General features: G+C 52.2%; 16 protein-coding genes. 8 read left to right on the top strand and 8 right to left on the bottom strand.

The features are described from left to right. The first annotated feature begins 316 nt into the window (after positions 1–316). The 4 genes from JQC75_RS12130 to JQC75_RS12115 all read left to right on the top strand — a co-directional run bounded on the left by JQC75_RS12130 (position 317) and on the right by JQC75_RS12115 (position 3,530). Entirely contained in the window at positions 317–1,873 is a 1,557-nt protein-coding gene (locus tag JQC75_RS12130) for a cytochrome ubiquinol oxidase subunit I (RefSeq protein WP_203324339.1), read from the top strand. A gap of 15 nt (positions 1,874–1,888) precedes the next feature. Next, positions 1,889–3,028: a cytochrome d ubiquinol oxidase subunit II gene (gene cydB, locus JQC75_RS12125; protein WP_203324338.1), complete on the top strand. Its 1,140-nt coding sequence runs from the start codon at positions 1,889–1,891 to the stop codon at positions 3,026–3,028. A gap of 12 nt (positions 3,029–3,040) precedes the next feature. Continuing rightward, complete coding sequence (gene cydX, locus JQC75_RS12120) at positions 3,041–3,154, top strand: cytochrome bd-I oxidase subunit CydX (protein ID WP_011760460.1); 114 nt, start codon at positions 3,041–3,043, stop codon at positions 3,152–3,154. A 100-nt stretch (positions 3,155–3,254) separates the two neighbouring features. Next, a complete protein-coding gene (locus tag JQC75_RS12115) occupies positions 3,255–3,530 on the top strand; it encodes a TfoX/Sxy family protein (RefSeq protein WP_203324337.1) in 276 nt (91 codons plus the stop codon). Between the two features lie 93 nt (positions 3,531–3,623). Here the strand turns inward: JQC75_RS12115 and JQC75_RS12110 are convergent, their stop codons facing one another. After that, the gene (locus tag JQC75_RS12110; RefSeq protein WP_203324336.1) at positions 3,624–5,624 is read right to left on the bottom strand and encodes a methyl-accepting chemotaxis protein; all 2,001 of its coding nucleotides are present in this window, start codon (positions 5,622–5,624) and stop codon (positions 3,624–3,626) included. Positions 5,625–5,819: 195 nt separating this feature from the next. Between JQC75_RS12110 and JQC75_RS12105 the strand changes: the two genes are divergently transcribed. After that, entirely contained in the window at positions 5,820–8,513 is a 2,694-nt protein-coding gene (locus JQC75_RS12105) for a TonB-dependent receptor domain-containing protein (RefSeq protein ID WP_239002003.1), read from the top strand. Positions 8,514–8,704: 191 nt separating this feature from the next. Continuing rightward, entirely contained in the window at positions 8,705–8,950 is a 246-nt protein-coding gene (locus JQC75_RS12100; protein WP_203324335.1) for an HP1242/YdcH family protein, read from the top strand. Here the strand turns inward: JQC75_RS12100 and JQC75_RS12095 are convergent. Continuing rightward, a complete protein-coding gene (locus tag JQC75_RS12095) occupies positions 8,938–12,006 on the bottom strand; it encodes an efflux RND transporter permease subunit (RefSeq protein WP_203324334.1) in 3,069 nt (1,022 codons plus the stop codon). The two genes, JQC75_RS12100 and JQC75_RS12095, sit on opposite strands and share 13 nt — an antisense overlap. Before the next feature lie 3 nt (positions 12,007–12,009). Continuing rightward, a complete protein-coding gene (locus JQC75_RS12090; protein ID WP_203324333.1) occupies positions 12,010–13,122 on the bottom strand; it encodes an efflux RND transporter periplasmic adaptor subunit in 1,113 nt (370 codons plus the stop codon). A gap of 152 nt (positions 13,123–13,274) precedes the next feature. Here JQC75_RS12090 and JQC75_RS12085 point away from each other — a divergent pair, with 152 nt between their 5' ends. Continuing rightward, the gene (locus JQC75_RS12085) at positions 13,275–13,895 is read left to right on the top strand and encodes a TetR/AcrR family transcriptional regulator (protein WP_203324332.1); all 621 of its coding nucleotides are present in this window, start codon (positions 13,275–13,277) and stop codon (positions 13,893–13,895) included. Positions 13,896–13,951: 56 nt separating this feature from the next. Next, the gene (locus JQC75_RS12080) at positions 13,952–14,971 is read left to right on the top strand and encodes a DUF6268 family outer membrane beta-barrel protein (RefSeq protein WP_203324331.1); all 1,020 of its coding nucleotides are present in this window, start codon (positions 13,952–13,954) and stop codon (positions 14,969–14,971) included. Positions 14,972–15,097: 126 nt separating this feature from the next. On the opposite strand, the gene JQC75_RS12075 is transcribed toward JQC75_RS12080, so the two are convergent. The 5 genes from JQC75_RS12075 to JQC75_RS12055 all read right to left on the bottom strand — a co-directional run bounded on the left by JQC75_RS12075 (position 15,098) and on the right by JQC75_RS12055 (position 20,734). Beyond that, positions 15,098–15,649, bottom strand: a complete 552-nt coding sequence (locus JQC75_RS12075; protein ID WP_203324330.1) for a chalcone isomerase family protein — start codon at positions 15,647–15,649, stop codon at positions 15,098–15,100. A 54-nt stretch (positions 15,650–15,703) separates the two neighbouring features. Then, positions 15,704–16,183, bottom strand: coding sequence for a DUF2947 domain-containing protein (locus tag JQC75_RS12070; RefSeq protein WP_203324329.1), 480 nt, complete (start codon positions 16,181–16,183; stop codon positions 15,704–15,706). 95 nt (positions 16,184–16,278) lie between these two features. After that, a complete protein-coding gene (locus tag JQC75_RS12065) occupies positions 16,279–18,759 on the bottom strand; it encodes a motility associated factor glycosyltransferase family protein (RefSeq protein ID WP_203324328.1) in 2,481 nt (826 codons plus the stop codon). Between the two features lie 215 nt (positions 18,760–18,974). After that, positions 18,975–19,676 (bottom strand): acylneuraminate cytidylyltransferase family protein, encoded by a 702-nt coding sequence (locus tag JQC75_RS12060; RefSeq protein WP_203324327.1) that lies wholly within the window; start codon positions 19,674–19,676, stop codon positions 18,975–18,977. Then, positions 19,676–20,734 (bottom strand): nucleotidyltransferase family protein, encoded by a 1,059-nt coding sequence (locus JQC75_RS12055; protein ID WP_203324326.1) that lies wholly within the window; start codon positions 20,732–20,734, stop codon positions 19,676–19,678. The genes JQC75_RS12060 and JQC75_RS12055 overlap by 1 nt, the downstream gene beginning before the upstream one ends.

Raw genomic sequence — 20,734 nt, 5'->3', positions numbered from 1 at the left:
GGGTGGTATAAAATTGCTGCTGAAATCCCTTAAAACCATGTGTAATTGCCTGATTGCAATAATTTTTGGGTGTTTCACACCCGGTGACGCCGGGTGGCCATCACAAACTGCTGTGAAAGTGTGAGTTGAGTCTGGGTTATCGGGGCAAAAACTCGCAGGCAGGGAAGATGGACCAGGACGTCAAAATGTCTGCCCTTGGACCGATTCAGAATGCCGGGGCATCAATAACTCAAATTTTACTATCCTACAAAGGTTGCTGCACTTATCGATGGGGATCGGATAAGGGTAGCAGGACGCACCAAGTAAGGAGTCGCTGATGATTGTTGAAGAGGTTGTTGAGCTATCGCGCTTGCAGTTTGCGCTGACGGCCATGTATCACTTCCTGTTTGTACCCCTGACCCTGGGCATGGCCTTTCTGCTGGCTATCATGGAATCGCTTTACGTGATGACCAACAAGCAGATCTACAAGGACATGACCAAGTTCTGGGGTAAGCTGTTCGGGATTAACTTTGCCCTTGGCGTAACCACGGGCCTGGCCATGGAGTTCCAGTTCGGAACCAACTGGTCATACTATTCTCACTATGTAGGCGACATCTTTGGTGCGCCCCTTGCCATTGAAGGCTTGATGGCCTTCTTCCTTGAATCTACCTTCGTGGGTATGTTCTTCTTCGGTTGGGACAGATTCTCCAAGCGTCAGCACCTGGCAGTGACCTGGCTGATGGCGCTCGGTACCAATATGTCTGCACTGTGGATTTTGGTGGCCAACGGCTGGATGCAAAACCCTGTGGGCAGCGTATTCAACTACGAAACCATGCGCATGGAAATGACCAGCTTTGCCGAAGTGGTCTTTAACCCGGTTGCCCAGGTGAAGTTTGTTCACACTGTGGCCTCTGGCTATGTGGCCGGTGCCATGTTCGTGCTCGCCATCAGTGCATACTACATCCTCAAGAAGCGTGACCTGCCGTTTGCCCGTCGCTCTTTTGCCATCGCCGCAAGCTTTGGTATGGCCTCTATCCTGTCCGTTATCGTGCTCGGTGACGAATCAGGCTACAAGGTGGGGGAAGTGCAGCGCGTGAAACTGGCTGCCGTTGAAGCCGAGTGGCACACTGAGCCGGCTCCTGCGCCCTTTACCGTGGTCGGTTTCCCAAATCAGGAAACCATGCACACCGACGGTGCCATCAAAATTCCTTATGCCATGGGCATTATTGCTACCCGTTCATTGGATGAGGAAGTGACAGGCCTTCGCGATCTGATAGATGAGCACGAAGTGCGTATCCGCAACGGCATAAAGGCTTACGCCATGCTCGAGCAGCTGCGCGCCGGCAATAAAGATCCAGAGCTTAAGGCCGCCTTTGAAGAAGCCAAGATAGACCTGGGCTATGGTTTGCTGCTCAAGCGTTACACCGACAAGGTGGTGGACGCCACTGAAGAGCAAATCAAGGCTGCCGCCAAGGACTCTATTCCAAGCGTGGCACCGCTGTTCTGGTCGTTCCGCGTGATGGTGGGCCTGGGTGTTATCATGCTGTTTGTGTTTGCCGCAGCCTTCTGGCAAAGCACCCGTCACCGCATCGAAGAGAAGAAATGGGTACTCAAGGCCGCGCTCTACAGCCTGCCGCTGCCCTGGATTGCCATTGAGTGTGGATGGTTTGTGGCCGAGTATGGTCGTCAGCCATGGACCATTTCTGAAGTGTTGCCCACCTTTATGTCGGCCTCCAGCCTTAACCCCAGCGATCTCTGGTTCAGCATCATTTCCATCACACTGTTCTACTCAGTGCTGCTGGTGATTGAGCTCTTCCTGATGTTCAAGTATGCCCGTCTTGGCCCAAGCAGTCTCAAGACCGGCCGCTACCATTTCGAGAAACTGGAAGCCTAAGGGAAGGATAAGACTATGTTTGATTACGAAGTATTGCGTTTTATCTGGTGGGCGCTGGTGGGGGTACTCTTTATCGGCTTCGCTGTCACCGACGGATTTGACATGGGCGTGGGCGCGCTGCTGCCCATCCTGGGTAAAGACGACACCGACAGAAGGGTAATGATTAACACCGTTGCCCCCCACTGGGATGGTAACCAGGTGTGGCTTATTACCGCCGGTGGCGCGCTGTTTGCTGCCTGGCCCATGGTGTATGCCGTGTCTTTCTCGGGCTTCTATGTGGCCATGGTGATAGTGCTGCTGGCGCTGTTCCTGCGTCCGGTGGGCTTTGACTATCGCTCCAAGATTGAAGCGCCAAAATGGCGTAAGTCCTGGGACTGGGCGCTGTTTGTGGGCTCCTTTGTGCCGCCGCTGATTATCGGTGTGGCCTTCGGTAACCTGCTGCAGGGCGTTCCCTTTAACTTCGACGAGTTCCTGCGCGCCAAGTACCATGGTGGTCTGTTTGGCCTGTTGAACCCCTTCGGTTTGCTGGCCGGTCTGGTGAGCGTGAGCATGTTTATGATGCAGGGCGCAACCTGGCTGCAAATGAAGACCGATGGCGAAATGCGTGTGCGTGCCACCCATGCTGCTCAGGTGTGTGCTGCTTTGCTGGTAGTGCTGTTCGCCGCCGCCGGTTTCTGGGTCGCCAACGGTATTGATGGTTATGTGATCACGTCAGCCATTGATACCCATGCCGCTTCCAATCCAGTGGGTAAAACCGTTGAGCTGGTCAGTGGCGCCTGGATGGCCAACTATCAGACTTACCCCATCACCATGGCTTTCCCTGTGTTGGGTCTGGCGATGCCTGTGCTGGTGATTCTCGCAAGCCGCTTGAACCGCAGTGGTTTTGCATTCCTGTTCAGCTCCCTGGCGGTTGCCGGTGTGATTCTGACCTGTGGTGCTGCCATGTTCCCGTTTGTGATGCCATCATCACTGGAGCCGGGCGTGAGCCTGACAATGTGGGATGCCACGGCCAGTGAAATGACCCTGAATGTGATGACCTGGGCTGCCATCATCTTTGTTCCGATTGTGCTCTCGTACACCATCTGGACCTACTACAAGATGTATGGTCGTTTGAGCCGCCAGTTCATCGACAACAACAAGCATTCACTGTACTGATAAGGAGTCGCTATGTGGTATTTCACCTGGATTCTGGGCGTACTCTTGGCCTGTTCCTTCGGGATTATCAACGCCCTGTGGCTTGAAAACACCGAAAACATGGATCGCAAGTCAGACGACGAATAAGCGCCTGTAACATGATAAACCCCGCCCTGTGCGGGGTTTGTTTTTTGGGGCTAATGGCCTGATGCTATGATGGCGTAAACCGCCCGCATCGGAGTATCCAGTGACCCCCATCATAAATGCCGCCAATCTTGGCCCCAAGTCTGCTGCATGGCTCAGCAAGATAGGCGTGACCAGCCTTGAACAGCTTAGGGAACTTGGCAGTATCGAAGTGATGCTGCGCCTGAAACAGTCGGGCATTCCGGCAAGCCTCAATCTGCTCTACGCCCTCGAAGGTGCGTTGGAAGGGCGCCACTGGCAGGATATCAAGCGAGAGCGTAAAGGGGAGTTGGTGCTGATGTGGGATGCCGCATTAAGTCTCGATGCCCGGCACAAGTAACGAAATTCAGCGCGGGGAATGAAGTTCATGGCAGGCACCTTAGCGGGCAATAAAAAAGCCGCCATGGGGCGGCTTTTTTGCGAGTAGTCGGGCTCAGGTTCTGAATACCCCAATCCGTGCGGTCAGATCCCGTGCCAAATCCCTTAGCTGATTGGCGCTGTCCACTGTGGCCCCGGCGCGGAACTCTCCTTCCCGGGCAAGATCGCTAATCAGGTGCAGATTACGGGTAATGTCTTCTGCCACGGTGCTTTGTTGCTGGGTGGCACTGGCAATGCTGGCGGAAACCGTGGCCAAATCACCAATACGGCCGGTAATGGTGTCCAGCTCTTTACCCGTGATACTGCCCTGTTCGGCGCAGCTTTGGCCCAGCTCGTGGGCTTTTTTCATCTGGGCGGCGGTGTTTTTCACCTTGTCCTGCAGATTACCTATGGTTTTGCCGATTTCCTGAATGGAGCTTTGGGTGCGGCTGGCAAGGGTCCTGACTTCATCGGCAACCACGGCAAAGCCGCGCCCCTGTTCACCGGCGCGGGCCGCTTCGATGGCGGCATTCAGTGCCAGCAAATTGGTTTGTTCGGCAATGCTGTTGATGACTTCGGTGACCTGACTGATAGCTTCGCTCTCTTTGGACACCTGTTCAACGGCATCGTGACTTGCTGCCAATACCTCACTGAGGCGGCCCAGATCGGCCACCATGCCGTCCAGCCGCTTCTGACCCTCTTTAGCGGCACTATCTACACTCTGGCTTTGCTGCGCCCCATCACTGGAATGCTCAGCAACATCGCGGATAGAGGTAGACATCTCTTCGATGGCGGTGGCGATTTGGTCGGTTTGTGCCATCAGTGCTGTGGCTTCATCGCCATTTTGTGCGGCGATTTGTCTGGCATCCTCGGCCATGGTGCCGAGTGTGGCGACAGACGATTTCAGCGATTCGATAAGGGTTTTCAGATTGCCTGCCATGGTGGCCACACTGTTGCGGATATGGTTCACCTCGTTTTGAGTGTCGGCCGGACTGGTTTGCCAATGCTGATCCAGTTCACCCCGGCCGAGGCCCTCAAGCTGAGTTTTCAGCTCGGTCAAGGGTTTCAGGGACCGCAGCAGCACCCAGGACAGGCTCAGGGTGATAAACGCAATGGCGCCAATTGACAGCAGGGTGTTGAGTTTGAGCAGGGCCACACTTTCTTCATGGAGCTCCGCCAGCGGCACCGACGCGACCAGGCGCCAGTGCCAACCCGGAATGTCGCGGGTGATAAGGTATCTTTCCAGCCCCTGGTCGTCGGTAAACTGCATCTCTGCGTTGCCCGATGGCAAGTCAGCAGGGGAAAGCCCCTCCAGCATGTTGGTATTCAGGGTCTCACCGGCCTCACTTTCCTGGGCGTAAACCACTTCCCCCTTTTTGTTAATCAACATAAAGTGGCCGGTTTTTTCAACCTTCAAGCGGCTGACAGCGGCTTTCAGCTCGGTCAGTGACTCGCCGATATCAAAGCCGATATACAGCACAGCCACCACCTCGCCAGCGGGATCTTTCACGGCCCTGTACACAGTCATATAGTCGCGACCAAAGAGTCTGGCGTAGCCCTCATATTGCCCACCCTGCGACAAAACGCCGTAAGCAGGATGGGTTTTGCCGAGGTAAGTGCCCAGAGCCCGGCTTCCGTCGGCTTTTTTGAGTGAGGTGGAAATTCGCAGAAAGTCATCGCCGTCTTTCACAAACACGGTGGCTGTGCCGCCGGTGAGGTTGGCATAACGGTCGACCTTGCTCTTGGTTGAATTGATTTGCTCTTTGTCGTGCATCAGCGCAGGGGTGTCCTGTCCGAGCACTTTCACTTTATGACCGGGTTTATAAAAGTTGCCCGGGTACATCTCTCTGAGTACATCGGCATTGCGGTGGGCGAGGGCGGCAAGGCTTTGGTACTGCAGTGCCAGCATGTCGGTGACGGCTTCTGCTTTGGATGACATGGCATGGGTGCCTTTTTGCTGCAGCGCATTGGATGCAGATTTGTAGGCGATCAATCCCATCAGGGCAAACACCACCAAGGTAAGCAGGGTTGCCAATATGCCTATCTGTTTAGCCAGTGGCCATTCTTTATAGTTCATTGTTTTTCCTTACAGACTCGCAGGGTGTGACTAATGTACACCGGGACGGCGTACGAAAAATTGACCAAGCTCCAACTCTGGTTTCACCTTTTGTTAATTTAATTAAACATATTGTATACAAAATAAAGTATGTGATATAAAAATGGCGCTTTTGTATCCGGAGCACCGGGAAAACAATAAAAAGGGAGAGAAAGAGTGAAACAGAGCAAACTGGCATTGAGTTTGGCGTTGCTGATGGGCACGGCTGTCAGCCCTCTTTGGGCTGAAGAGCAGGCGTTGGATCAGGACAAGGTAGAGCGTATTGCGGTTACCGGCTCCAATATTATGCGGGTGGACATGGAAGGAGCGACCCCCATCACCACCATCACAGCCGACGACATCGCCAAGGCAGGCTTTGCCACGGTGGGCGACGCCTTAAGAAGTTCCAACCTCAATGCCTTTGGCTCCTGGGGCGGTGGGTCAAACAATGGATGGGGTTCCCAGGCCACGGTTCAGCTCAAGGGGGCTTCGGCCTTTCATACCCTGACGCTGCTTGACGGCAAACGCATGGCCAAATCACCTGTGATGGACGGCGGGGCTGCCAACATCAATACCATCCCCATGGCGGCGGTTGAGCGCATTGAAATCCTCACCGATGGGGCCTCTGCCATTTATGGCACCGATGCCATCGCCGGTGTGGTGAACATCATTCTGAAAAAAGACTTTCAGGGCATTCAGTTTGATGGCCGTATGGACAGACCTTCTCAGGAGGGGGGAGACTCGTCCAATCTGTCCTTTACCGGTGGTTTAAGTTCAGACAAGGGCCATCTGGTCTTCACCTTTGAACACTACGAAGTGGACCGCATTATGCAGTCCGATCGCTGGTATACCCAGCCGTTTCTCAAGGAAGGCGGCAATCCCAACGACTATCAGGATTGGGTGAATATCAGTCCCACCGGCCGTACCCTGACTCAGGGCGGCGCCGGTGGCTGGGTTTACTCGGCGCCTTTTGCCAATGCCGACAGGCGCTGCGCCGATGTATACGGCGACAAGTTCATGGGTGTGCTGGAGGACTCGGATTACCCCGGTGATACCCTGTGTGCCTACGATTACACCAAGGCTGCGGCAACCTCGGTGGATCAGCGCCGCGATAATACCCTGCTGCACTATACCTACGAGCTTGGTGATGAAATTCAGCTCACTGCCCGTGCTTACTGGGCGTCCAACGAAACCATGGACATTTCTGCACCGGTGCCCGGCAAGATTTCCATTCCGCAGGGCTTGCCGGCTTACACCACTGAAGAAGGTCTTGAGCTGGTGGAGCTGCTGCCAGACCCCTACGCGGCCATGACGTTCCGCTTCGATACCGCAGGGGACAGGGTTGCCGAACACCACGACAACATCTACGACTACCTGCTGGCACTCAACGGCAATCACGACGATTGGAGCTGGGATCTGTCGGTAAACTATAACAAGTACGCCAACTTTACCTGGGGTACCGGCTATCAATTGGTGGGGGCCACCTCTGATCTGGTGGGTTACTGGGATGATGCCAGCAACAGCTTTGTGGGCTGGGATCCCCGCGACCCCAATTCGGTAATGCCAGGCGGCGCCACCGCCAACTACGACAAGCGCATGAATGCCACCTACCTCGACATCAATGGCGGCGTGTCGCTGGACTTGTTTGAACTGCCCGGTGGTTTGTCGGCCATGTATCTGGGTGGCGGCTACCGTGAAGAAACCCTCGACTCCAGAGTGGATGCCCTGGCGGAAGCCGGGCTGATTGTGGGCGGAAACGGCGGCAGTGGCGGCTCGGGTGAGCGTGACGTTAAAGCGGTGTATGCCGAGTTTGTGCTGCCCTTGCTTGAAAGTGTCGAGCTGAACCTCGCCGGTCGTTACGACCATTACTCTGATTTTGGCAGTACCTTTAACCCTCAGGTGTCACTGCGCTACAAGCCGGTTGATGCGCTCTTGCTGCGTACTTCATGGGGCACAGGTTTCAGGGCGCCGACCTTGTCTGATCTGTACCAGGGCACCTCTGAGGGCTTTGGCTATATCACCAACTACCTCAACTGTTACACCGAAGGAGAGGATATAGACGCCTGTGCCCGCCGCGACTATGCGCCGACCCGTACCGGTGGTAATCAGGAGTTGGAGCCGGAAGAGTCGGAGTCTCTTAACTTTGGTGTGGTGTGGAATATCACCGACGATATCAGCTTCTCGGTGGATTACTGGCAGCTTGAGACCACCAACCTGATTGAAGAGCTCTCCGCCAGTGAGATAGTCCGTACCCAGGCCAAACTGTGGGAAGCGGCCGATGCCGCCGGTGTGCCGCGTCCTGATGTGTCGGATATCTATCCCTCCACTTCAATTTCCCGTCTGGGTAATGGCAAGATTGACTATGTTGTCAGCCAGAAGCTCAATCTGGGTCTGTCTGAGCGTGAAGGCCTGGATCTCAAGGCCGATGCCAAGTTTGACACCGGTTTTGGTGAACTGACTCTGGGGCTGGGCTGGTCACACTACTTCAAGTACAAGTCCACCTATGCCGAGGCTGGCGAGCAAATTCTGGGGGATGACCTGGCCGGTCGTGAAGGGGTACCGGAAGACCGCATCAACCTGACCATGGCCTACCACTATGGTGATCATGCCCTGAATTATTACGGCAACTTCATTGGCACCCAAACCAGCTGGGATTACATCGAGGGCACAGAAGAGCTGTACGAGCTCGACAGCGCCTGGACCCACAACCTCAGTTACAGCTATGTATTGCCATGGAACAACAGTGTCTCTGTGGGGGTCACCAACCTGACCGATGAAGATCCGGTATTTGCCTACGATGGCACATACAACGGCAATCTTTACGATATTCGTGGTCGCACCTACTGGGCGGCATTCCGTCAGTCGTTCTAAGCGGATGTAAAGGAGACAAAAGGCGCCCGAGGGCGCCTTTTTATTGGCTCAAGTTTGCACAACTCTTGGGTGCGGCTTATGGTGAATAGGTTGTACGTTTTTTGTGCTGCCTTCTGACTTGAGCCAACAGGGCTAAATGGAGAGGGCAGCATGCCTCGATACCCTTACAACCCACCCAAATGGAGGTCACCATGCTGGGAGAAAACCACCTTCTTTCCAATGAGTTTCCCGATTACAGCGAGCTTATCCAAAGTCTAAAATCCAGTAACAGCGACTTCAGCGCCAAAGCCAGACGTTATCACGAACTGGATCATAAGATCCGTGGTCTGGAGGTCAACAAAGTGCCCACCACAGATGAACACTTCTCAGCCCTCAAACTCGAGCGTGCCGAGCTGAAAGACAAAATTTACCATACCCTCAAGGCTCACACCGGCTGAACCGAGAGTTGAGCCTGCACGCGTTTTTGCATCAGCAGGCGATACATTACAGGTACCCACACCAACGACAACAGGGTCGTCAGCACGGTTCCACCGGCAATGGCCACCGCAAAAGGTGGCCAAAATCCCCCTCCGGCAATAATCAGCGGTAAAAATCCCCCTACCGTGGTTATGGTCGTCGATGTGATGTGGCGGGTGCAGCTGGCCACGGTTTTCACCAGGGTTTGCAATGACATCTGTCTGGCATCGGCCACATCCTCAAGCTCGGCCAAAATCACGATGGCGGCGTTAATGGCAAGCCCCATTAACCCCAGCAAGCCGATGATCACCGTAAAGCCGAAAGGATAATCAAACAGGTACACCGCAAGCAGCCCAAGTCCTGCCGACTGCGCTGCGCTGAGCAGTATGATGCCGGTCAGGCGGAAGGAGTTGAAACTGAGTACCACAGTGGCCAGCAACAAGGTGATGACCAGGGCCACCGATGACAACAGATTGCCCACAGCCTCATTTCGCTTGGCGCTCTCGCCGCCCACTTCAATGTGATATCCCGGCGGCAAGGGCAGGGCATCAATGCGCTCACGGACGTCGCCCAGGACCCTGGCAGGCAACACATCGGTTTGAATGTAGGCCTCAAGGGTATTGACCCGCTGGCCGTTACGCCGTGGAATGGCGCCGCGGCTGACTGTGATGTGCGTTTGAGACAGTGCCGACAGGGGGATGCCGCTGCCCGCGCGGGACACCAGCTCTATGGCGGCAAGGCGCCCTTGCTGCTCGCGCATGCTGTTATCGAGACGTACCCGCACCGGCAGCGACTCTGTCTGTTCCAGTATGCTGCCGCCGCTTCTGCCTGTGGTGGCCATTTGCACCTGATTGGCGATATCGGTGAGCGTCAGCCCGCTCATGAGCGACGCATCCTCGTCCACCGCCAGCTGTACCTTGGGTGCGCCCGGGCTCAGGGTGGCGCGGGTATGGATCACCTTGTCGTGTGAGGCGAGAATGGCCCGGATGTCATCGCCGATGCGTCTGAGTTCCTCCAGCGACGGGCCGTACACCATCAGCTCCACGGGTGCGTTAAATGGCGGCCCCTGCTCCAGTTTTCGAACCAGCACCTGCGCTTCGGGAAACTCTCTGTCGAGGGTGCGTTGCAGCTCGGGGATGAGGGCATTGGCGGTATCGAAATTCTTCACTTTCACCATGGCCTGGGCATAGTTGGCCGCCCCCTGCTGGCGCTGGGTGATATTGTAATAAAAAGAGGGGATGTTGCCGCCGACCACCCAATCGATGCGCTCTATGCCATCGGTTTGCTCCAGCAGTTTGTCCATGGCCGCCACTGTGATTTGGCTGCGCTCCAGGCTCACCTGGGGGGCAAGATACACTTCAATCTGGAACATATCCCTGTCAGAAGGCGGGAAGAATTGCTCTGTCATGCGACCTGATGCCATAAAGCCCAACAGGGGCAACAGGCCTATCAGCAGTGCGCTGGTCAGGGGGCGTTGCAGGACTTTGCCGAGCAGCCCTTCGTAAGCACTGGCTAGCTTTGGCATGCGAATGCCATGGGCGCGCCAGTCGTTGCCTTCGTTTGCGGGACTGAAACGCCCGGCCAATCCGGCAATCAGGGTATGAGAGATAAGGTAGGAACCGGCGAGGGCAAACATCACGGATATGGCAATGCCACCCACAAATTCGCCCGCTGCGCCCGGCATCAGCACGATGGGAGCAAAGGCGAGTATGGTGGTAATGGTAGAACCGGCCAAAGGCAGCCACAGGTGCTTTAAGGTATTGCCGACCGCTTCGAGCCGTGCCTGCCCTTCCTGCCTTCTTTGGGAAATGGCATCCACTATCACAATGGCGTTATCCACCATGATCCCCAGCGCCACCACCAGGCCCGTGACTGACATCTGATGAATGGGTAAATCCACCGCGCGCATGCATGCCAGGGTAAAAAGCGCGGTAAGGGGCAATGACAGTGAGACGACCAGTGCATTGCGAAGCCCCAGGGTAAGCATCAACACCAGCAGGATGATGATAAAGCCCTGCAGCAGGTTCATTGCCAGCTCACCCAAGCGGGTGACTGTGTAGCTCTCCTGCTCAAACAGCCACTGTACCTCGATATTGGCGGGCATACCGGCTTCGAGCTCGGATACTGTGCTGCGAACCTGGGCGAGCCACTTGTCTACCCGGGTGTTATTGAGCATGCGGGCGCTGACCATGATGCCGCGCTCGCCGGACAGGAGTGCCAGGGTATCGGGCGGAGACTTGTATTGGCGACTGACGCGGGCAACGTCACCCAGGCGGATTATCTGACCTGAGGCGTCCACCTTGAGGGGAACCTGGCGGATGCGGGTTTGGGAGTCCAGCTCCCCCGATACCTCGACCAGGGCGCGGAAGTGGCTGTTGTGGATTTCACCCGCGGCGATTTTACTGTCGGCTGCGGTGAGTATTTGCGCTATGTCACCGGGGGTTAACGAGAGTTGATTGACCTTGTTGCCATCGAGCTCCACCAGTATTTCTTCGCTGGGGGCACCATAGAGGTGGGCAAAGTCGGTACCGGGCAACAGTCGCAGGCGACTCTGCATCTCTTTGGCGTACCGCCCGAGAATATCGACTCTGGGCTCGCCACCACCGCGCCACGCAAGACCCAGAATAACGGTATTGGCGTAGCCAATCTGATCGTCAAGGGTGGGGTTAAGTGCTCCTTCGGGCAACTTAGCCCGGCTGTCGGCCATTAAGTCTCTGGCCCGGGACCAGACGGGGTCGGTTTCGGTGATATCGTCCTTCAGCTCCAGCTGAATTACCGAAATGCCCGGTCTGGAGGTGGACTGGATAAGCTTTAATTCTTCCAGCCGCCTTAACTGGTTTTCCAGCACCTCAGTAACAAGGGCTTCTACCCGCTCTGCAGAGGCGCCCGGATAGTGAGTAATGACAGAGGCATATCTGTTGGTGATATGGGGGTCTTCGAGTCGGGGCAGGGCACTCATGGCGCCAAGACCGGCAACCAGCAAGAGCGCAATAAACAGCGCCGCCAGCCTGCCATTTTCCACAAAGGCTTTAATCATGGTCTACCTCGTGGCAAGGGCTGTCATGGGCTGGACATGCTCGCCCACCACCAGTTTGTGCAATCCCTGGGTGACAATCTCGTCTCCCGCTTTGAGGGCGCCAACAAGATAGGCCCTGTCTTTATCGGTGAAGAGGATTTCCACGTCCCGGCGCTCGACCACAAATTCGTTTTCCCCATGGGGCTCAACCACGTAAAGATTCCAAAGACCACGAAGCCCATCGGTGAGTGCAGACACAGGCACCCAAAAGCCCGGGGTATTCACCTGCTGCTGATAATTAAGGTAGGCAATTTCACCGTTGAGGACGTGAGCATCGGGTGGCAGCGACAGCCTAAGCCCCACAGTGCGGGTTACAGGGTCTATGGCGGGGTTAATACCGGCGAGCACCGCGCGGTAATGCTCGCGGCCCACGCGCAGATCCATCAGTTGGCCCTGGGTAAGCGTCTTGGCTATGTCAGCCGGTACGCCAACATGGGCCTGGGCGGCTTTGTCTTCAACCAGAACGAACACCGGCTGCCCCAAGGGAACGACTTCTCCGAGATTGAAGCTGCGGCTGCCGATGCTGCCGTCAAATGGGGCCAGCAGTCGGGACTTTTCCAGTTTCAGGGTATTGGCATACAGACTGGCCTTCAGACGCTCCCGGGCGCCTTCGAGACTACCCAGTCGTCCTTCGAGTTCATCCAGCTGTTGGCTGGACACATACCCTTGTTTCTTGAGTTCCTGGCTGCGTTTGAGGGTAGATTGAGCCAGGCTGAGATCGGCACTGTTTTGGCTCAGCGCTGCTTTGAGTTCTTGCTGCTCGGCTTCCAGCAGGCTGGTATCAAGCGCCGCGAGCAGCTGGCCTTTTTGTACCCGGTTGCCGCTGTCGGCAAAGAGGCCACTGAGCTTGCCGGCGAGTTCGAAGCCCACACCTGTGGTGTTGGCGGCGCGAATGGTGCCACTGAATTCCAGCGGCCTTTGATAGCCCTCGCTCAGACTCAGGCTTTGGGTGATAACTGTGGGCGGGTTATTGTCACTGAACGGCCCGGCATCCTTTTCCTGACAGGCGGACAAGAGACTCAGCCCCAGGAACAGAGGTAGCTGTCTTATCCACTTGTGGCAATTCATTGCATTCATGTATGTGTCCTGTCGGTATCACTCCGGTAGGGTTCCGGTTAAAAAGTGGTAGAACTGGACTGTCTAGTCTATTTTGGTGGAACTGGACTGTCTAGTCTATTCTATGCTTAAATTTAGACTGATTTTTCGCGTAACCTGACTGAGTGTGATGAATGACATCCGTACAATCTCCCAGCCCAAGTCGCAGTGAACAAAAGCGTGCCGCCATTTTGGAAGCGGCTATTGCGCTTTTTTGCGCCCAGGGTTTTCCCAATACCAGTATGGATGAGGTGGCCAAAAAAGCGGGGGTCTCTAAACAAACCGTCTATGCTCATTTTGGCAACAAGGATGATTTGTTTGTCGCCTCAATCGAATGCAAATGCGATGTGCATGAAATGACTCCCGACATGCTGGCGGATGTAGCACATCCAGAGCAGGTGTTGATGCAGTTTGCCAGTCGTTTTGGCGACATGATTGTCAGCGAAGAAGCCTTGACTGTTTACCGGGCCTGTTTGTCACAGTCAGAGACTCACCCTGAAGTTTCCCGTTTGTATTTTGCCGGTGGGCCAAGCCGTATACTGGCGATGCTCAGCGACTATTTCTCCAGAGTGGAGGCGACGGGGGCATTCCGGTTTGGGGATGTGCGTCATGCTGCTATCAGATTATGCCTGATGCTATACGGGGAAAGGCGCCTGCTGTTGGAGCTGGGATTGCCACTGCAAGAGACAGACGCCGAGCGTGCCCGTTATCTGAAAGACACAGTGAAAATGTTTTTGGCTGCCGCAAAAAGCTGATCCTCGGCGCGGCGGCTGCGTATTGGCTCCCGATATTTTTACCACGGATGATACCCATGAAGATGCCGAATCTGTCGCCGCAAACCTCAGTTAAGTCAACCCTATCAACTGCATCAGATGTTGTAACCGACGCGTCCCTCAACAATCAGAATGCTCAGCAAAAGAGCACTGCCAACAACAGTATCCTTAATCCCGGCAATGTTACCCTGACGGCCACGCTTTGTTCCTTAGCCTTGCTCCTGGGCGTTATGGCGCCAAAAGCCATGGCCCAGGGGCGTCCGGCGTCCTTGTCGTTTCAGGCTGCCTATGTCAGTACCCAGGATGCCGAAGTGGGGCAGGCGAGTCTGGGGCGCGATCTGTATATGTTTGACCTTAAAGGGAACCACGGACTGAATAAGAACTGGTCGCTGGGATGGTCGCTTGGTTACGATGTACTGGACTACCGCTGGCAATCCGGTGATGAAGCACTCTTTGCAGGCCGGGTAACCCCCTGGAGCTCCATCAACAGATATAACCTGTCCATGTCTGTCGGTTATCGTGATGACAATTGGTTTTATAGCCTGAGCCCCATGTTGCAGTATACCTGGGCCGATACAGCTTCTTCGTCCGATGCCCGGAGCTGGGGGCTCGTTGCCACTGCCATGCACAGATTTGAGAATGGTAACCTGCTCGGCCTTGGTGCTATCTATTTGGATGATATAGGCAAAAATCGTGTCTTCCCGTTTGTGGCTGTTAACTGGCGATTGTCGGACACCTTTGTGTTAACCAACCCCTTTGACGCAGGTTTCAGCGGGCCGGCAGGGCTTGAGCTCATCTATGAAATGTCGCCGGCGTGGCAATTGGGGCTTGGCAGCTCCCGGCGCAGCCAACGTGTATTGCTGGATGACAATGGACAAACCGTGGAATTCGACGAATGGGTAGGATTTTTACGCCTCGGCTGGCAGATAGGCCAGAAGGTGAGCCTCAACACCTATGCAGGCATGATGTTTAATGGCGAAATGGAATTGGGCACAGGGGAGCGAGAAAAACTCTCCAATGAGGCCGCTTTGGCACTGGCCTTTAACGTCGAGTTTTGATGGCACCCAACAGAGCCTTTTAAGCCGCTTGGGGCGTGGGTTATTTCAAAAGCCAGGCAGGGCTGAACAAGGCAGAAAGATAAAAAGGACCCTTAGGGTCCTTTTTTGCTTTTTAGGGATGATGCGTCAGTGACCGAGCATATCCCGCTTGAGACTTTTCTGGGCCGGATGCTCGCCGAGCCAAATGTTGAGAAGGGCTTTGGCGAAGGTCGCGTCACCTACCTTGGGCTGGGGGATATCATTTTTGATGGCTTCCACGCCATCCCGGCTGGCAATCAGCACGAAGTTGTCGCCGGGTTTGATATCGGCTTCAAACAGCGTCATAAAGGCGGCGATACTGGCCTTCATGGCGTCATCCATCTTGCCATCGGTTGCGGCTTCAAAGCCGTCGCTAATGGCATCGCGCATTTTATCGCTGGTGATAAGGTCGGACAGAATATCCAGCCGGATAATGGCTTTATCCTGCGCCAACACCTTGTCGGCAGTATCAGTTGTGGCGGTCAGATAGAGGCTGCCCACGTACAGGTCCATCAAAAATTTGCTGCGTACCCCTGCGCCATTGAGCACATAGGTTTGATTATCCTGCGACAGGCTATTGGGCAGAGCTATACCCGCAACCTCTTTGGCAACAACTTGAAAAGAAAGGCAGAGTAACAGTAAGGAAAGGAGTGACTTCATAACGGCTCCGGGAAAAAAAGAGTGGCAGGGCGGGTAAACCGACCTGCATAGATGTTAGCTGCGAACGCCCAGTTGCACGTTGCCATCCTGAGTAAAGAGTGCAACCTGCGGCTGGCTGTCTGAAATAAGCAGTGGGCCATCATCAAAAAACAGAAAGCATTTCCAGTTACGCACAAACACATCCCAGCGGGTTTCGATGGCCTGATATTTGTCGTAGCAAAAGAACACCCGGGTTTCGTCCGGCCACTCAAAATGTGCTGCCACAACGGGGGGCAGGGCGGCTTCGTCGCAGTCCCAGGCGTCTTGCCAGATATCGCTTTTCACCCAGCTTTTAGGGCGTCCGCCCCAATCGGCCTTGGAGAAATGCTCTGACGCGCTGGCCTTATCACTCACCAGTTGTTTCCACACCGCCATGGCACTTTTTTCATCCAGAGGATAAATACAGGCCTTGTCATCATCGCTTACCGGCAGGTCTTTATTGTTGAAAATCCACTTGCGACGGTACTGCTCGAGGGGGATGTGACTGGTTTGCAAAAGAGGCTCCTGATTGAGTGGAAAAGCTGCATAGGAAAGCAGTACGGCTGGGCGGCATTATAGCCAGTTGCCGCCCACAGGCAAAGGTGCGTCCCTTATTGGTGATAGAGTTCGCTTAAATAATGCTTGGCAACGGCATTCCCCGGATCGGCCTGTTCCGCCTGATGGAAGGCGTTGATAGCCATGTCCCGCTCACCCGCTTCCACCATAAACTGGCCAAACTTAATCCAGGTCACCACATCGCCCGGGTACTTGTTCAGGTACTCAAGGTAGGTTTCTGCGGCGTTTTGATACTGACCGGTTAACTTCAGCACACTGGCGTAGAGGGGATAATACTCGTCGCTGTATTCAATCAACTTATTAAGCGCCAGCAAGGAAATTTCAGGTTTTTGCACCTTGAGGCCAAGGGAGGCCATTTCCTTGAATTCACGTTCGGTGAGCTGTGACTCATCTAACTTGAGGAGCGTGCCCAGCGCGAGTGAATGTTCTCCCTTCAACTGATGATAAAAACAGTCTGCCAGCCTGTATAACCTTCCCGCTTCTTTATCTTTCGCTGACTTATTCTTCAGGATTGCTGCCAATTGCGATAGACCAAAGTCATTGTGTGTGTTGTGCAAAAGTAAAATTTTCCGCTCTACTTGGTCCAGTAGAGAATGGCTTATATCGATTCGTTTTGAGTAATCCGATTTTTGATTAATAAGTTCGTTATATTTTTCAATCATTAATTGAACGTGCTGTTGTTCTTGTCTAGAGAGTGTATTCATATTGGATTTTTGCCAGATGATAGCACGACCGTACTCCTGGAATTTTGACCAGTTACAGAATAACACCTTAGAATTTGCGCTATTAGATAGCTCTTCAAGACGTAAATTGACCTTTTGAAGAGCGCAAGAGATTAGTGGTGCTAATTGTTTAGAGGTTGAGTGAACAGCTTTGTAATATGAGTCTGTCATAAAAATCAGGTCTTGCTCCTGCCATTCGTTACTATCTGTAGGAGTCAGAAATTGGGAAAACTCAGCGTAACCAAAAAATTTAATAAGTTGGTATATTGACCTATGGTGGTTAGACAGTTTTTGCTCAATATTGTCAATCTGTTCTAATAGTGAACTATATTTTGCCTCATTATTTTTTGAATTGTTCTCTTTGATGGTATTATTTATTTTAAGTGCTTCAAAACTGCCGTTTTGTATTTTTTTTAGTGATTTATATGCTAATTTTATTTGATGTCTTGCACTTAAAAGTTTTTGAATGCGCTCTTTATTTTGAAGGGGTTGAGTTAGATTAGTGATAACTGAATGCTTGTCCACGGTACCTGATAGCTGGATATTCGATGTGGGTCTATGCTCAATTCCTTTCACTATCGCAGCGTTAGCTGACAAATTGAATATCCGTTGACCCTTCTGTAGATGTTCTACTTCACAGGCAAGCTCTTCCTGCGCGAGTACCATCTGTATAGACGTTTCAGCTTTGGAACCGTTATATGTGTCGACCCATTCACCAATGATGCCCATGTTGGGGCCTGCAGCGGCTTCCAAACTACCTTTAGCATGAGTATCTCCGTTGCTAGAATAACAAAGATCAGTACCAACCAATAAAATCTGTTTGAAGCCCATGGCTGCGGCAACTCGAATAGTTGCATTCGTAACTGTGGGACCTGCAGTCGATATGTTGCTATCATTTTCCTCGTTATTCCAAGGAAGATAGGTACCGAGGTAGGCGGAAGGGCCGTGCCAATTGGACAATAATCGAGATTCGGTATGATTGCTATTAATGAATAATACCGATTCAGGAAGTTTTAGCATTTCTTTACTGACATCAAAGCTTGCTTCGTAAGGATCAACCGATACGACTATATCGGGGATTAAGCCAATAGAGCACAATTGGCGGCAAATTCTTGAAACTGCAAAAATGACAAGCTCTTCTTGATGATTTATTACCCACGGTAATATGTCGTCTAGTGATGGGCCTCCTGCAAGGATTACACAATCTTTACCTGGAAAGCTATTGGAAAGCACTTTGGCTGGCACGAGATTGTCTGCCACATTTTCTAATTGGCGTTTGATGAACATTTTTTGATTCAGTGCGTCAGAATGAAAAAATGTTTGCTGCTCCATGATCTCTTCTACTTTGCTGTTCAAGGATATATATTCTGTGATATAAGCGAATTTTGTGCCCTGAGATTTATAAGTTCTGGTTGCTTTCTTTATAAAGTAAACTGGCAGAGGATCTTGTTCTATCACGTCACAAAAAGTAGCTAAAGAGTGTACTTGTACTCTGTCCGCACGGTCTTCAGGTATCTCTATATTCATTAAAGCCATCACTGATTCCAGTTCGACAAACAGGTAGCGACTGCCCTTTGGAAGCTTGTGTTCAAGTACGTAGTTTGCCAATAAACCGGAATCTGTACCTACGATCACATAGAGATGATTTTCTTTTGTGAAAAGGTTGGGATACTTTCTTTCAAATAATTTATTGGACGTTTGGTGATCAAATAGCTTTCTGTTGACGCTGGGAAGATATGCCTCACCAAATCGAGTTACCGAAAAAAATGGTGTTACGGAACTTTCGATACTCATGACTGAAACTCCTAATGAAATCAGATATGCTAGTCAATTTTTTGACGAAGCTGAATAACTTATGGGTGACTTATAGATTGAAATGTTGCTAAAGCAAGTAATCTGCCACTATGAACGGTCACCCCAACTTCTCATTCCGAATGACTATTGGAATAGTCCCCCGAGCAGAAAGTCAGTAACGATTCAGCGATTCATTTAGTGATAGTGTTTTCGTTCTAATCCTGTATGTTGTTCATCCTTAAAATAGCCTCAGCTAGCCAAAAATCATACTCATTGTCGATGTCGATAGAGTGCTCATTGTTCATTAAATAGGCAAAGCTTTTTTCGCCATAACAGATACTGCCATTTTGTAAAAATGCTTCTATATCGAAAACATAGATAGCACCATTTAAACGGTAGTAGTTTGGTAAATCCTGTGCTCTCTTCAGGTTTTCTGTTTTGATGAAACCATTGAGCGAATGGTTAGCTGGTAAGGTGTTTGCCCATAGTGGCGAATGTTCACAGTGAGTTACGGATGCGACCATTTCTGCCTGATTTACTATCAGTAGCTCCAGCGCTTCATCTATGTGCAGAGCCGATCTGAAGGGCGAGGTTGGCTGTAATAAAACAACCAGATCATAGTCATTCCCATATTTGGATAATGTATATGAAATAACATCAGAACTTGTAGCTGAGTCAGTTGCCAGTTCAGCGGGGCGTAATTCTGGAGCCCAAACAGCTAATGTTTTGGCGTATTCGAGTATTTCTTGGTCATCAGTGCTGATGAATATTTCATCAATATATTGACTCTGTTTAGCCGCTGTAATGGTCCAGCCAATAAGGGGAATACCCTTAAGTAGACGAATATTCTTACGCGGAAGGCGTTTGCTGCCGCCTCGAGCAGGTATGAGAGCCAGCACACGTTTATCGTTAAGCATTAATTAATCCCTAACACTTCTATGTCAGATTGTGCTTTGTTGAATTCATCCATTCGACCAATATCCAGCCAATATTCATGGATAGGGAATGTGTAGACTCTGTCACGTGCATGCATGTGTTTTTCAAGTAAAGCTGGCATATCTATGTGACTGTTTGGTTCGACGGATTTATATACAGCAGGGGATACCACATAGATCCCTGCATTTACAAAGAAATGCTGTACAGGCTTTTCCACCATTCCGGAGATTTTCTTTCCCTTGGTAGTGATTACGCCGTAGGGAACCTGATACTCATATTCCCGCACGCACATTGTCGCATCTGCTTGATTGATTAAATGGAACTCAAGAAGTCGCTCAAAGTTGACTGTGGTTAATACATCCCCATTGATCACGATTAACGGCAGATCATCCTGTAGTTTATCTTTCACTAATCCTAACGCACCTCCCGTTCCGAGAGGGACATCTTCGTGAACATAGGTGATATTTGCACCAAAATTTTTACCATCACCAAAATGGGAATGGATTTTTTCAGGCATGTAGTGGGTTGATACGTAAAAATGCTCAAAACCACATTTCACCATTTGCATAATCAACGTTTCAAGAATGGGGCGTTGACCTATCTTAAGCATCGGTTTTGGACAGTCATCGGTTAAAGGTTTGAGCCTGGAGCCAAAGCCGCCCGCCATGATCAGAACAGGGTTGGGGTAAGTGGGTCTGGTCAGCGCACTTTGGAGAGTTTCCAGCCCGACGATTTTACCGTTTTTCAACAGTGGTACTGAGATAATCCCTTTGCGTTGCATCAATTCAACGAGGTCTTGCTTCGGCGTACCTGATTGTGCCGTGGTTGGATTGGTATTCATAACCATAGCGATACCGTCAGAAAGACACAAATTGTTCAGCAGGCCCCGCCGAATATCACCATCGGTGACAACGCCCACAAGATTTTGTTCTTTATCAACGACCAGAGCCACTCTCAAGGCTTCCCTGTTGATGATCTCCAGCGCATTACGAATCGAATCGTCAGATTTAATCAACACATTTTTCCAGTAGCAATTCAT

Source organism: Shewanella litorisediminis (genome assembly GCF_016834455.1).
Classification (GTDB): Bacteria; Pseudomonadota; Gammaproteobacteria; order Enterobacterales; family Shewanellaceae; genus Shewanella; species Shewanella litorisediminis.
Note: the sequence above shows the minus strand (reverse complement) of the source record. Positions and strands in the feature narration are given on the sequence as shown.

What these genes read in the sequence shown, in the direction of transcription:
- JQC75_RS12130 (WP_203324339.1), top strand. Translation starts at nt 317, where the DNA reads ATGATTGTTGAAGAGGTTGTTGAGCTATCGCGCTTGCAGTTTGCGCTG.
- cydB (WP_203324338.1), top strand. Translation starts at nt 1,889, where the DNA reads ATGTTTGATTACGAAGTATTGCGTTTTATCTGGTGGGCGCTGGTGGGG.
- cydX (WP_011760460.1), top strand. Translation starts at nt 3,041, where the DNA reads ATGTGGTATTTCACCTGGATTCTGGGCGTACTCTTGGCCTGTTCCTTC.
- JQC75_RS12110 (WP_203324336.1), bottom strand. Translation starts at nt 5,624, where the DNA reads ATGAACTATAAAGAATGGCCACTGGCTAAACAGATAGGCATATTGGCA.
- JQC75_RS12100 (WP_203324335.1), top strand. Translation starts at nt 8,705, where the DNA reads ATGCTGGGAGAAAACCACCTTCTTTCCAATGAGTTTCCCGATTACAGC.
- JQC75_RS12095 (WP_203324334.1), bottom strand. Translation starts at nt 12,006, where the DNA reads ATGATTAAAGCCTTTGTGGAAAATGGCAGGCTGGCGGCGCTGTTTATT.
- JQC75_RS12090 (WP_203324333.1), bottom strand. Translation starts at nt 13,122, where the DNA reads ATGAATGCAATGAATTGCCACAAGTGGATAAGACAGCTACCTCTGTTC.
- JQC75_RS12085 (WP_203324332.1), top strand. Translation starts at nt 13,275, where the DNA reads ATGACATCCGTACAATCTCCCAGCCCAAGTCGCAGTGAACAAAAGCGT.
- JQC75_RS12080 (WP_203324331.1), top strand. Translation starts at nt 13,952, where the DNA reads ATGAAGATGCCGAATCTGTCGCCGCAAACCTCAGTTAAGTCAACCCTA.
- JQC75_RS12075 (WP_203324330.1), bottom strand. Translation starts at nt 15,649, where the DNA reads ATGAAGTCACTCCTTTCCTTACTGTTACTCTGCCTTTCTTTTCAAGTT.
- JQC75_RS12065 (WP_203324328.1), bottom strand. Translation starts at nt 18,759, where the DNA reads ATGAGTATCGAAAGTTCCGTAACACCATTTTTTTCGGTAACTCGATTT.
- JQC75_RS12060 (WP_203324327.1), bottom strand. Translation starts at nt 19,676, where the DNA reads ATGCTTAACGATAAACGTGTGCTGGCTCTCATACCTGCTCGAGGCGGC.
- JQC75_RS12055 (WP_203324326.1), bottom strand. Translation starts at nt 20,734, where the DNA reads ATGAATTGCTACTGGAAAAATGTGTTGATTAAATCTGACGATTCGATT.